General features: G+C 54.9%; 15 protein-coding genes. 11 read left to right on the top strand and 4 right to left on the bottom strand.

Going from position 1 to position 13,224, the window contains the following annotated elements:
- The first annotated feature begins 982 nt into the window (after positions 1 to 982).
- Positions 983 to 2,392, top strand: coding sequence for a DNA primase DnaG (gene dnaG, locus MW898_RS02260; protein ID WP_248904185.1), 1,410 nt, complete (start codon positions 983 to 985; stop codon positions 2,390 to 2,392).
- A 68-nt stretch (positions 2,393 to 2,460) separates the two neighbouring features.
- Here dnaG and MW898_RS02265 read toward each other — a convergent pair whose 3' ends face one another.
- From MW898_RS02265 to MW898_RS02275, 3 genes are all read right to left on the bottom strand, one after another.
- Positions 2,461 to 3,552 carry a ferredoxin--NADP reductase gene (locus MW898_RS02265; protein WP_248904187.1) on the bottom strand — a complete coding sequence of 364 codons (1,092 nt, stop codon included), beginning with the start codon at positions 3,550 to 3,552 and terminating at the stop codon, positions 2,461 to 2,463.
- A 171-nt stretch (positions 3,553 to 3,723) separates the two neighbouring features.
- Entirely contained in the window at positions 3,724 to 4,212 is a 489-nt protein-coding gene (locus MW898_RS02270; RefSeq protein ID WP_248904189.1) for a GNAT family N-acetyltransferase, read from the bottom strand.
- Positions 4,213 to 4,235: 23 nt separating this feature from the next.
- On the bottom strand, positions 4,236 to 5,621 hold the full coding sequence (locus tag MW898_RS02275) for a DUF92 domain-containing protein (RefSeq protein WP_248904191.1): 1,386 nt from the start codon (positions 5,619 to 5,621) through the stop codon (positions 4,236 to 4,238).
- A 148-nt stretch (positions 5,622 to 5,769) separates the two neighbouring features.
- Here MW898_RS02275 and MW898_RS02280 point away from each other — a divergent pair, with 148 nt between their 5' ends.
- Positions 5,770 to 6,378, top strand: a complete 609-nt coding sequence (locus tag MW898_RS02280) for an undecaprenyl diphosphate synthase family protein (protein WP_248904192.1) — start codon at positions 5,770 to 5,772, stop codon at positions 6,376 to 6,378.
- A gap of 30 nt (positions 6,379 to 6,408) precedes the next feature.
- On the opposite strand, the gene uppS is transcribed toward MW898_RS02280, so the two are convergent.
- Entirely contained in the window at positions 6,409 to 7,317 is a 909-nt protein-coding gene (gene uppS, locus MW898_RS02285; RefSeq protein ID WP_309242224.1) for a polyprenyl diphosphate synthase, read from the bottom strand.
- Between the two features lie 97 nt (positions 7,318 to 7,414).
- Between uppS and MW898_RS02290 the strand changes: the two genes are divergently transcribed.
- From MW898_RS02290 to MW898_RS02330, 9 genes are all read left to right on the top strand, one after another.
- A complete protein-coding gene (locus MW898_RS02290; RefSeq protein ID WP_248904193.1) occupies positions 7,415 to 7,609 on the top strand; it encodes a cold-shock protein in 195 nt (64 codons plus the stop codon).
- A gap of 2 nt (positions 7,610 to 7,611) precedes the next feature.
- Positions 7,612 to 7,806 (top strand): cold-shock protein, encoded by a 195-nt coding sequence (locus MW898_RS02295; RefSeq protein WP_248904194.1) that lies wholly within the window; start codon positions 7,612 to 7,614, stop codon positions 7,804 to 7,806.
- A gap of 122 nt (positions 7,807 to 7,928) precedes the next feature.
- Positions 7,929 to 8,330 (top strand): DUF5778 family protein, encoded by a 402-nt coding sequence (locus MW898_RS02300; RefSeq protein WP_248904195.1) that lies wholly within the window; start codon positions 7,929 to 7,931, stop codon positions 8,328 to 8,330.
- Positions 8,331 to 8,488: 158 nt separating this feature from the next.
- Positions 8,489 to 8,899, top strand: a complete 411-nt coding sequence (locus MW898_RS02305; protein WP_248904196.1) for a DUF7124 domain-containing protein — start codon at positions 8,489 to 8,491, stop codon at positions 8,897 to 8,899.
- Between the two features lie 25 nt (positions 8,900 to 8,924).
- A complete protein-coding gene (locus tag MW898_RS02310) occupies positions 8,925 to 9,809 on the top strand; it encodes a DUF7847 domain-containing protein (RefSeq protein WP_248904197.1) in 885 nt (294 codons plus the stop codon).
- Between the two features lie 35 nt (positions 9,810 to 9,844).
- A complete protein-coding gene (locus MW898_RS02315) occupies positions 9,845 to 10,042 on the top strand; it encodes a hypothetical protein (protein WP_248904199.1) in 198 nt (65 codons plus the stop codon).
- Positions 10,043 to 10,081: 39 nt separating this feature from the next.
- Positions 10,082 to 10,612 (top strand): DUF5815 family protein, encoded by a 531-nt coding sequence (locus MW898_RS02320; RefSeq protein ID WP_248904201.1) that lies wholly within the window; start codon positions 10,082 to 10,084, stop codon positions 10,610 to 10,612.
- Between the two features lie 232 nt (positions 10,613 to 10,844).
- The gene (locus tag MW898_RS02325; RefSeq protein ID WP_248904203.1) at positions 10,845 to 12,020 is read left to right on the top strand and encodes an outer membrane protein assembly factor BamB family protein; all 1,176 of its coding nucleotides are present in this window, start codon (positions 10,845 to 10,847) and stop codon (positions 12,018 to 12,020) included.
- A gap of 115 nt (positions 12,021 to 12,135) precedes the next feature.
- Positions 12,136 to 13,140 (top strand): BtrH N-terminal domain-containing protein, encoded by a 1,005-nt coding sequence (locus tag MW898_RS02330; protein WP_248904205.1) that lies wholly within the window; start codon positions 12,136 to 12,138, stop codon positions 13,138 to 13,140.
- Positions 13,141 to 13,224: the final 84 nt, after the last annotated feature.

Here is a 13,224-nt window from a genome sequence, read left to right on the forward strand (position 1 = left end):
AGTCGAACGCATCCGAATGGCTATTATACGATATTTGGGTGACGTTCGGGTTGGTAGCAGACGAGTGCACGTAGCCAAACGAACACAATCACTTTCGCTTCCTCTCGTGTGAGATCTGGGATACACAGTGGGTTTTCGCTCGAACCGTTCCGTTCAGCTCTCGATGATACTACCGTTGTTTGTTAACCGAGCGTCGGGCCATGTCTTAAGACCATCCGGTGTTGTTCAAACACCGATTGAACTCTTCCATACGGTTTTGCTATACCGACCCATCGAACGTGATGTGGGTCGGCAGCGTCTACGGCAGAGGAGTAAGCATACCCATCCATCATCGCTGTTGATCCACTCGTCGCGGGTCATCTATCCGTTCCGTATCTCTGTCACCATTAGCAGGGAACTGGGGAGTTGAACGTGTGTGTGTGGGCTCGCGGCGTCATGTCCTTCATGCCGGTCGGATACGTCCTCATATCGACCGGATTCTTAGCAGTGAATCAGATTGGATTAGACAACTCACCACCAACCGAACAGTGACACTAAGTGGCTCACATCGATGGAGGTCATCGAAACGGTCTACGAGTAGCTATCTTTCTTGTGACTCCGATCGCGTGGGTCGCCAGTTGGATTTCAACTGCTCGCCGACTGACCGTGATCCTTCGACGGTGCGTCCCCTGAGCACAGACCAATATTCTTCGACAGATATCAGTAATATGACCGATGTGTATGAATATGGATACTATTGCAGTGCCTCGAGCGAAGCTACTAGCAGACAGATCGGCGCTCGATTAAACGATAGTCAACGGGCTGATTCGTGATACATAAATGACGAGGATTTCGGTCGAATTTCGCGGATTTGCGCTTCGAGACCCCTCTCGAAAAAGTGTATCCCGCATGGTTTATATGTCGATAGCCGCCATTTTAGAGTGTCTCATGCGACGCGCATGGACAGCATCACGATCACGCCCAACCGGGCACTCACACAATCATGTACGATACTGCGAAATATCTCATACACGCCAATATCACTGCAGAGGGGGTGGTCGAGCGTAGTGACGTCGTCGGGGCCATCTTCGGTCAGACAGAAGGCTTACTCGGGGACGAACTCGACCTCCGCGACCTGCAGGACTCATCGAAGGTCGGTCGTATCGATGTCGACATCAATTCAGAGCACGGTCAGTCGTTCGGAACGGTCACCATTGCAAGCGGCTTAGATCAGGTCGAAACCGCGATTCTTGCTGCTTCACTCGAAACAATCGAGCGCGTTGGACCGTGCCGGTCGAGAGTCGAAATAGACCGTATTGAGGACGTCCGAGCCGCAAAACGCCGGACAATCGTCGACCGAGCGAAAACGCTACTTGGAGAAGCGTTTGACGGAGGGATACTCACGAGCGAAGAACTCGTCGAGGAGGTTCGTCGCTCGATCCGCGTCGATGACATCACCGAGTATCAGGGCCTGCCAGCGGGTCCTCGCGTCGCGGATTCGGACGCTATCATCGTCGTTGAGGGACGTGCGGACGTGCTCACACTCCTCCAGTACGGCGTGAAGAACGCCATTGGCGTCGAAGGCACAAACATCCCCGAACCGATCATTGAACTCACAGACGGACGCACAGTCACCGCGTTCTTCGACGGCGACCGTGGTGGTGATCTCATCCTCAAAGAACTCGCGCAGGTAGCGGATGTCGATTACGTCGCCATCACTCCGACCGACCAGAACGTCGAAGATCTCTCCCGCGGTGGCGTTATGAAAGCACTCAGGGAGAAAATCCCGTACGAACTGGTTGCCGAGGCAAATACACCGCGCGAAGCAATGGCGGCAACTGACGGAAGTACTCGCCCTGCACCACCAGCAGCTGCACCACCACAACTCGATCACGAATCCGACGAAACAGCGAACACAGAACCAGACGAAAAACGAACAGAAACACTCGGACCAGAACCCGACACAGACGACGAAGGAACCGACGAGGCGGATACCGGACTGGAAACAAGCGAGATAACAGACACTGAGATCGATAGAAAAACAGAGTCCAACTCCGACTCCAACTCCAGTTCTACCTCTGCCTCTGATACATCTCCTGCGGTAGCGCCAGAGACGCTTCATGGTCACGTCCGGCAGGTCATCATTGACGACACTGGAGCGGTCCGCCTGCTCGATGAGATGTTTGTTACGCTTGATGATGCTCCCGCTGTAGAGGCGTTCGATCGGATCAAAGCAATTGATACCGTTCCCACGTCGGTCGTCCTTGACGATGAACTGAGCCAGCGCGTTCTCGATATCGCTGCCCAGCGTGGGGTGGATCAGATTATCGCAAAAAGTATGGGCGATTTTGTGAAGCAGCCAGCAACTGTCCGCATCCGAACCGCAGAACAGCTCATTCCGTCGGAAGCATAATTCAGAAGTCTGATCCGACCGAAACGTCACATTCGAACAGCCAACCTCGGTGTTGGTCTCCGTTTTCGTTATCCTTCGTTGGTTTCTGATTCGGTTTGTCCGTATCCTTCTGCGCTGATGTTAGCCTCGGGAACGCCAACTGCTTTGAGTGCCTCGGTAAGGTCGTGTATCATAGTGTTGATACCACACGCATAGACTTCCATGGAGTTCGGATCGAGCTGGGCGTCGATATCGAGACGAGGCTCTTCGTCGAGATACATTCGAAGGTCTTCATCCAGAGCAGACGAATCGACCGTTTCAGGATCGAAGTATTTCATCATTGTCTGCTGTACGTACGCATTCTCGCCTTTCCAGAGTGAGAGGTACGTTTCCCGTGTCAGGGTCGGGACGAAATGGAACTGCTCGTATTTTTCCTCAAGGTCGCGGAATGCATCGCGGTATGGGAGGTCGTCTTCCCACGCTCCTCCGAGGAAGAGCCAGATATCACGTGGCTTATCCTCGAATAGATGATGTTCTTCCTCGAACGTGTAGTCAATCATTGATTTGAACGGTGCGATACCGGTTCCGGTCGCGCTGAAGACGAGGTCCCGCTCGGATGGGTCTGCAAGGACGAAATCCCCGCTCGGACCCCGAATCGAAATAGTGTCCCCTTCATCGAGCGTCTCACAGAGTGTCGGCGTCAACGTCCCATCGGGGACACGCTGCACACAGAGCTCCGTTTCATCGCTGTTGGGTGAGCTTGCAATGGAATACGGCCGAGACGTTCCGTCGTAGCGGAGTGTGACGTACTGACCGGGGACAAATTGTAACGAATCGTCTGTCTGAAACCGAAGCGACACCAGCATCGGATGATCACGTTCGTAGCGATCCTGTAGTGTATCGAGCTTCGTCGCTAGCACCCCCCGATTTTCACCCTCTGCGTCGTCCGTGTCGGGTATCAACACGTCTCGAAGACTAGCCCAGTCAAGATTGTTCGCACCATCCACATCATCGAGGTATTCTTTCTCGTTGTATACTTCGAGAAGAAGTTCCACAGCGTCGATGACCTCTTCATGCCGTACTCGATCCATCGGCTCGATACCGGTGATTGTCGCGGCATCGGAAACGAGCGGCAAGTCCTCAGCAGCGTCGTGCTGTGAGTTATGCGACGCGATCTGCATGACGACGATTGGGTGTGGACATGTTTAAATTGTCGGAGTTATGATTTCAATTGCTGAAATGATAATTGTATCGTAGTATGGCGATGATATGCGTGGAAATAGATTCGTAGTCGAATAATGATGGAAGTTTGTAATGATATATGAATGCAGCAGAACGAACCGAACACTGGTTCACGACTGGAACGTGGGCCCGGAGCCGAGCGGTTTCGAGAGCAACAGCCCGTCTCGTCGTTCCGTTTCCTGACCGTGACCGTGTTCGTAATGCTCGGGTAGTCTGTCGATCACTTGGAAGCCGTGTGTTTCGTAGAATCCTCGTGCGGTTGTATCGTCAGCCCGTGCGGTTAGTAGGAGTTCGTCGGCGTCTGTGCGTTCAATGACTGATTTGAGGAGAGATGAGCCGTATCCTTCACGACGATGGTGTGGGTCAACGGCGAGTTCGGCAAGATAACACTGAGCGCCTTCTGTATCTGTCTCTCTACCTGTGGCTTGATCAACGGCGTCTGTTTCGGGCTGTCCCGTCACCGAGAGCGCGTAACCGATCGGTGTGTCCGTCGTTGTCGTTGCCACGAGACAGGTGGCTCCCCCGTGGACTGCGCTGTCGAGCAGCGCTGGCCATGGCGAAGTGAGTGATGCCCGCTGAATCGACTTGAGTATCGGCATATCCGTGGACACAGCCTCGCGGATCACAGTACCACGACGCTGGTTGCGAGCGACAGCGCGATGGCGACGATCGAGGCAACGAGCGTCGCGAGGAAGTTGACAGCCATATTGTCGAGCACTACTCCTTCCATGGTCGCACCGAGAAGGCTGTCGGTGGTCATGCCTGCAATACCAGCAACGACAATAACGCTCACTCCGAGGGCCGAGAGGTCGAAGAATGCGACAGCGATCCCAGCAACGATTCCGGCCCCGACAACACCAGCGAGTTCTCCTTGCCACGTGACACCGCCGTCGGTGCCCGGTGGAACGGGTTCCAGCGTAGTGATGAGTCGTGGATTATCGTAGAGTCCACCGATCTCACTCGAAAGCGTATCGCTCATAGCGGCGGCGATTGCTCCGGTGAATGCGAACAGAAACAGCGTCTCCGGCACTCCGAGGGGATCGCTCGCTGCGCTACCGATAACCGCGACGAGCGCAACAGCCGAGTTTGCGAGGACGTTTCCGCTCCCTCGTGCGCCCTCGTTGTCTTCTGCAAGCCCACGACTGCGTTTCGTGTCGTAGCGGAACTTGGTTGCCAGACCCCCAACCATGAAAAATGAGATCAGAACCGCGAACCACCCATAGCTACCGAGTACGATCGTCAACAGCGAAAGGAGAACCCCCGAGAGCATTCCGGTGACGGATGCGGTTTCGAGCGCGTACGAGAGATACCCGAACACGATGGTGATGATGAGCGCACTAATCACCGTCATCGGATCGAGAGAAGGCAGAAGGTCTGCAAACAACCACAGTGCAAACGCAACTGTAAGCATCACGAGCGGATCGTCACGATCGAACAACACCGAACGAAGGAGCGCGGCCATCAAGGCACCGCTCGACGCGAGAAAGACGGCAAGCGGGACGTCAAACGACTCTCCCGTGACGACTGTCGTCAGCCCTTGTGCTAGCAAGCCAGCGATAAACGCGGCCGTAACGAAAACCGTCACCAGCATGAACGAGTCGTCTGTCCACTCGGTAGTGAGCTTCTCGGCGAGATTACCGTAGACGAGCAGCAGAACGCTTGCGATGAACACCGCGATCGGCATCCCGAACTGGAGGGTAACCACCGTGAGACCAGCAGCAGCGAGACAGAAGCTTGCCAGCCCGTAGAGCCGACCCTCCTCGTAATCACCCGGGAACGCAAAGAGATCGAAGAGCGGACCGTGGCTCGTGATCAACGAAAGCAGCGTCACCGCGAGAAACGGGACGCTGACGAGAACCGTCATGGCGTGTGAGTGGCTGAGAATCGACGCGATCGGCACGGACTCTACTAGTGACGAGAACCGGTCCAGTTCCACGAATACCGGCACGAGGAGGGCGATTGACCCAACAAAAGCGAATCCTATTGCCCGCCGGACTGTGGAAGACACACCACTCGCTTTCGCTGTTGGTCACTTAATCCCCTCGGTGCCGCATTCATGTGGCGATGAAGTAACGAATATTTGTTGTCATTTTCAACCATCCGGTTCGATCGAGTCAGGCCGTGAAGTTTAGGCACCCGGACTGTTCACTGTGCATGTGGCACTTTACGACCGATATCTCGCTGCTCGCACGAGATGGAGTGATGCCGACCTCCCGAAAAACATCGCGCTCGTTATCACTGAACGTGATCTTCTTGAACCCGGGGCGTACGCAACACTCGAGAAGTTCTTTCGGTGGGCGTTTGAGAGCGACGCAGAGCGAGTCATGGTCTATGTGAGCGTTCTCGACGCTGCTGCTGTTCCGACACTTCAGAGCACGCTGTCGGAAATTGATGCCCCACACGATATTGCTATTCGTGTTCCAAATGACGACGAACGCGTCGATACATCCATACAGATCAGCATCGGACTGGGGGGGAAGTCCGAGTTCGCAAACGCTGTTCAACGGGTCGCCCGGAGCGTCGAACAGGGCACCGTGTCGTCCGATGAGATCGATGAGACGCATATCGAACAGGAACTCGTCTTTCCAACTGCTCCAGACCTCGTCATCAAAACTGGTGCAGAACGCCTATCGGATTTCATGATCTGGCAATCGGTCTATTCAGAGCTCTACTTCACCGACATCAACTGGCGTGATTTCAGAAAACGCGACTACCTACGCGCAGTACGTGATTTTCAGGAACGACAGCGGCGATACGGAACGTGAGTATTTGAGGTCGCTAATCACGTCTTGTCGTTAGTCACTCAGGGCTGGATCGTCCTCGACATCGATATCGAGATCGGTGTCGAGGTCGTCGAACTGTCTCCGGAGTCGCGCCCGAAGTCCATCGTCGGCACCCAGCACTCGAAGCAGTGTGATCGCGCGCTGGACACGGGTTTGGTGCCACGATTCCTGTCGTGATTCGTACGTTCGAATGGCTCGTAGGAGATCAACGCGTCGAAACTCTGGCCAGTAGGGCGTACAGAAAAACACGGCAGCTTCGTTGCCGTTAGCGTGCCACGGCAGGAAGTTGCTCGTTCGCTCGTCACCACCGGTTCGGATGATGAGATCGACAGCGCGACCGGAGTGTGAGTACAGTCGGCGTTCGATCTCGTCGACGTCGATCTCGTCCGGTGAGAGCGTGCCGCGTTCGACGGCGCGGGCGGTATCACGGGCCGCATCGAGCAACTCTGCGCGCCCGCCGTACGCGAGCGCGATGTTTAGATTCAAGTTGTCGTATTCTGCTGTCTTCGATTCGGCGTAGTTGATCGCCTCGCGGACGCGTTCGGGAAGCCGCTCTGTCTGACCGATCGCGTGAATGTGTACCTCTTTGTCGTGGATCTCTGGCTCGTCAGCAAACGTTCTGAGTTTGGATTCGATGAGATCAAACAGCTCCTCGCGTTGCTCCGGCGGTCGGTTGAAGTTCTCGGTCGAGAAGGTATAGAGTGTGAGCTCCTCGATGCCGAGGTCGGCGCACCATTCGAGCACTGACTCTGTTGTTTTCGCACCGTCACGGTAGCCGACCGCTGTTCCCTTGTCACGCGCGTCCGCGTAGCGACGGTTCCCATCCTGAATAACTGCTACGTGAGTCGGAACGCCGGAAAATTCTTGTTCGAGATTTCGCTCATAGAGGTCGAGCGCCCACCGACGGACCCGTTGTAGCATATCGAGCAGGAATCCTGCCGACCCTATGAGTCTTATGCCCTACCGGCACGCGTCACCCAGAGGATTTTAATAGTGGCGTCTCCTTCAGTAATACGCAATGGCGACCGGTACGGTTGATTTCTTCAACGACACTGGCGGTTACGGTTTCATCGATACTGACGAGTCCGACGAGGACGTATTCTTCCACATGGAAGACGTCGGCGGCCCTGATCTAGAAGAAGGTCAGGAAGTCGAATTTGAAATCGTTAAGGCTGACAAGGGCCCGCGGGCCAAAAATCTGACGAGGCTCTAATCATGGCGAAAGGTACGGTTGATTTCTTCAATGACACTGGCGGTTACGGTTTCATCGACACCGAAGAGTCCGACGAGGACGTATTCTTCCACATGGAAGACATCGGTGGTCCCGATCTAGAAGAAGGTCAGGAAGTCGAATTTGAAATCGTTAAGGCTGACAAGGGCCCACGGGCATCCGATCTTACCCGATTGTAGCTCAACTCTTGTTCAAGATATTTTCTTTGAGTAGCCCCAAGTAGCGGCGGCTCGGAGCAGTTGTCTAGAAGATCGACCGTGAGACGTATATCGGTCTGTGTCCGAGCATCGGCATGGATACGATGGATTCGAATGTTCTCGATGAGAATCTCTTCGAGCGGACGAAGGCGTTGCTCGAACCCGGCGATATCGAACTGAACGGCGTTATTGTCCACACGGATGTCGGAAACGATCAGGAAGCACAGCTTCACCAGACCACGCTCGATATCGGTGAAATCATCGCAACCCACGCCGACAAGGGCGAGACGTACGTTTTCTCTGGAAACGACGATCCCGAGTTTGGACTGAACCAGCATCAAGGACTCACGATCGCGGGCGATGAATTCGTCTGGGAATGCCAACAGCTACTCCGCGACGGAACCTTCAAAGTCGTGTTCTACTACGAGAGCAACGCCGATCAGGAAGCGATCGTCCGCGATATCGAAGCCGAAGACGTGCGGGTAACGAGCGTCGAAGGCGACTGACACTAACGAGACTGAAACTCGCTACTACTGGGGGATGGTTCGAGCAGTGTGGCACACGCCGAACCAATCAGTTCCAATATAATTTCACCCTGCTCGATACTCGAATTCCCCGGTACGAAGACCGAAGTGATTTTGCGCCAGACTGCTAAATCAGCGGTATGCAAAGTAGTGGGAACAGCGACATGACGCTCGCGTTTGAGCTTGAAGCGTTGAAACAGCTCGCAGAACCGGATACGGTGTTCACGAATACCAGACAGTGGAGCTCGTACGTCGGTGTCGTTTCGGAGAAACCAACCTATGTTGTGACGAATTTCACGCGAAAGAAACGCATCAGACAAGATTTTTTCTCTGGGCCCCGCGGCAAACAAGAGAGTCTCACGAACGTCAAACAGCAGTTCGATACCAACCGACACGTGTTCATCGGAACAACCGACGAGGACGAGGCCCTCGCCGAGGAAACCGGTTGGGAATATCTCGATATCGAGGACGCCGCCGAAGCTGCTGAGTGGGAACTCGGCGAGCCAAAGCCACAAACAACAAACAGATCAGAGCGCGACGACTGGCCGTAACAATCGCCGATCACGAGAGTAATAAATGTCACTTGATATCGGTGATGCGTTGAGAAAGGGTTTGGATCGGTCGACAGAACGTAACGGCGCGATTCTGTTTGCATTGCTTTTTGTACTACAAGCAGTGAGCACAGTAGCGAGCCAATCAGCACTCTCTCGTCTTCTTCCTCGGCTTATCCAGAGGATGCAGGAAGCCGCACCGGAACCGATTCCACCAGAAGTTACTCAGGCGATGGAACGTACGCCCCCGCTCGCGGTGCCGATTCCAGTCGAGGCGGCGGTTGCGCTCATTCTTGTGATAATGATCTTCGAACAGGCTGTGCTGGTAATCTCCGATCGGACGTTTATCAGCGATACAACCGAGCGGCTGCACGAACCAAAACGGTGGCTTGGATGGGCAACGGTGTCGAGTATTGGGGCTGTGATTTTCATCTATGCGTTGACTTTCCTTCTGTTTGTTCCGGCATGGATCGTCTCTTTTGTCAGTCTACCACTCGCCATATTTCTGGGACTGATTGCGGCTGTCATCGGTCTCTTTCTCGGACTCTCGTTTTTCTTTTTCAGACAGGAGATCGCTGCCGAGGATATCGGGCCCGTCGAAGCGCTGACCGACAGTTGGTCGCTCGTGAAAGGTGACCGGTTCGAGGTATTCGGTCTTATCATCCTGCTCTCATTCATTACGTTCGTTGTCAACTTCATCAGTGGTCTTCTCTTCGGATTGTTCGGGCGTGTTCCGGAAGCGGTAGGCACAATTGTCATTACTTCAGCACTGTTCGTATTTAGCAGCGCAGTCGCTGCACAAGCCTACCGGCAGCTCCGAGCGGCAAAACGCAACGAGGGTTCGACGGAGGCGGACGACAGCACCGATGACTTGGACCCGAATAACGAATGGAACGACCCACCGCTGTAACAACGATTTTGTCGACTCCCTTCATAGCTACCCTTGTGACAGATCACACGGACGCAGACATGAACATCGATGTCGAAGTTGAAGTCGAAGTTAACGGAAACGAACTCGAAATAGAAGTCGGCGATATACGGACTGCAGAAGCCGAACTCGAAGTCGACGGACTCGAAATAGAAGTTGAGATCGAAATCGAACGGAATGCAAACGAGGAGGACGAAGACGAAGAAGACGAGTGAGAACACGATACTTAACCGTCGGGTCGTCGTAGCGAGACTATGGCAGAACCGCGCGTTCCGGGGGAGCAAACGTCCGAGCTCGCGCTACCGTGTGGTGAATCGATTGCGTACCACGAACTCGATATGGGGTTGCGCGAACTCGAATGTTCGTGCGGGGACTCTCACGCGGTCGTAATGGATATGCATCCTTTGAGTCGGTTTGTTCCCGAGGATCTCGTGTCCATTCTGGACCACGTCGTCGATACGACCGATGGACTCCCGTTTGGAACGATGCACGTCATGGGAATGGTCCTTGAGGAGTATCCCGATCAGGTCGTGAGCGCGGACGCAAGCGACGACGGGACGGTTGGCTTCTCACTTGTTTGGATGGCGGGCTTCAGTGCCCGACGCCTCCATGAAATCGTTGTCGAACTCATTGTCGAACTCATGGAGCACGCCGTCAGCCACGCTGATAACGATCACGCGATGGATGACTTCGAAGCTCAGATGCTCGAATTCGATGTTTCTGAGTTCGTCGAAGAGTACCGCACAAAACGGGATTTCGAAGACGAGTACGATACACCGGCGTAACGTCCCTCGCTCTCCGGTGTCGCCTCAGACGGCTCATTCACGGTGATCTCTGAGCGCTCCTAGCGGAACGTATTTTACCGTCATCTGTCACAGTAACTCTATTCATCAGATTGATCAAAGCACCCTAGTTGATATATCAGCACATTATCGACACAGACCATACACAGACGTCCCTTATCACTATTTTAATCACATCAGAAAATATATTCGATCAAAACGTACACTATGTGGTATGGTGTCCTCCGATACCTCTTCTTTACGGACGCGCCGCTCGGTCCTCGCTGCATGCGGTACTGCCATGCTTGCTGGCTGTTCGGACATCTTAGCGCCCGATTCACCCCCACCGTCCATCGAATGCACGCACACGACGTACGATTGGCCCATGTACGGCTACGATGCCGCCCGCACGAGCCACGTGCGTTCTCACGATTTGCCGGTAGCTGCAGAGGCTTCTCGATTTTCCCAGACTGGTACGCACACGGGTGGTGGAAGCGCTGATGCACCACCGGTTGTCCACGATGGAGTCGCCTACATCGCAGGCAGTGTACGGATTGAAGCCCGTGACATTGAGACGGGTGCGCGTTTGTGGGAGAGTGAACCAGAGGATGGCATCGAGACCAGTCCGGTGCTCGCTTGTGGAACTGTCTATGTGAGTACAGTCAACGAAACGCTCGCGTTTGACCCCGAGGATGGGACCGAACTGTGGCGAGCAGACGTTGGGACACACTTCGGCGTGTCTTCCTCTCCCGTCGCGGTCGGTGACACTGTTTATGTCGTTGGGGTGGGAGTCACCGCCCTCGACGCCGAGACGGGAACGAAACGCTGGCACGCACAAATCGAACACAGTGCGCTCGGGATTGCTATTGGTGACCACATCTACGTCGGTGCAGGGAGCAACGGCAGCGGTGAAGTGGCTGCTTTCACGCGCGACGGTGATGATCTGTGGCGCACAACTGCAGCCGGGCAGGTCTACAGCGCCACATCGGTCGTTGGTGACACGGTCTATGCGATCTCGAAGACAGGAGTGCTGACGGCACTTGCTGTAGCCGACGGGAGTGTTCGTTGGGAGGCGAGCGTCGAACACGGCATCAATGAGCCACCGGCAGTAGCCAACGGGCGTATTGTCGTTTCGGCAGGCAACGAAAAGCGGACGATGGCCTTCAACGCGGCGACTGGCAACCGCTTGTGGACGTTTGAAACGGGCGTCAGCACTGGTGCACCGGTCATCACTGGTGATCGGGTGCTCGCCACGGGGGCGAACACTGGTATCCACGTTCTCGACGTCGGAACCGGTAACCGTGTTCATCATTGGCCTATTGAAAACGTGGGCTCTCAGCCGGTGATTGCTGGTCGTCGACTGTTCTATCGGGGCTGGGACGTTTCGGACGTGTTCGTGATCGAGCCATAACCGACCGATCCGCTCGTTCATCGCTCGCCAACCGCCCGATAGAGACCTCCGAGGAACGTTGTAAAGAGCCTAGCAGAACCGAACAGTTATTCCATTGTCACCGGTTGCCTACGGTATGCACGTTCCCGGCTACGAACACAGTCCAGGACGGCACTGCGGGTCGGTCTCGCTCCGAAATCTCGCCAATTTCTACGGGTGGGGATTCGATGAACCGACCTGCTTTGGGCTAGCGGGCGGTCTCGGATTCACGTATTTCGATCTCCCGATCAGCCCGCATCGGGGATTCTTTGGTCGTCCACTCCATCTTGAACGTTCATTCATGGAAACGCTCGATATCGGATACATCGAGCACGAGGGAGAGGAGTGGGAGACTGCGTGGAACGCTGTCACAAATCACCTCGAAGACGGCCGACCCGTGATGTTGTTCCTCGACATCTACGATCTCGATTACTTCGGAACGGACACTCACTTTGCACCACACGCCGTGCTCGCGGTCGGCTACGACGAAGCGCGCGTCATTCTCTCGGACAGTGAGTTTCCGGAGCTCCAGTCGCTCGCACTCGATAGTCTCCGTGATGCGTGGAACTGTGAACCGGTGTTTCCGATGCAAAACCGTTATCTAATCGTCACCGACCCGGCTGTGGAGGCGGATTCGTCGCCTGTATTCGAGACTGCTGTTCGCGATGCGACGCTCTCGGTGGCAACGTACATGCGCGATCCACCGACTGACGGCCTTGGACCAGGGCGACACGGACTCCCCGGAATGCGGGCACTCGCCGCTGATATGCCGACGTGGCTCTCGCTTCCCGATCCATCGTGGACAACACGGTTTGCATACCAGAACGTGGAGCGACGTGGTACCGGCGGTGGCGCATTTCGTGGGCTCCAGCGCGATTTCTTTCAGCGCGTCGATCACCCGTTCGGTACCGACGTCACCGAGCGGATGGCGTCCATCGCTGCCGACTGGACTGAGGCAGGACAGATTCTAAAGACCGCGAGCGAGGCAGACGAAGATGGTCTGCAGAGCGGACTAGAGCGCGCAGCAAGCGCGATCGATAATCTCGCAAACCGCGAACAAGCGCTCTATGAAGATATCTGTTCAAGAATACCTGATGGATGATCTATGATCGAATGGCCGATACAAATATCTGAAGTGCGTATGCTTTCGGTGATCTCCGATTTAGTGTTCTGCAGTAAACAGATG

The organism is Halocatena marina, from assembly GCF_023276375.1.
GTDB lineage: Archaea > Halobacteriota > Halobacteria > Halobacteriales > Haloarculaceae > Halocatena > Halocatena marina.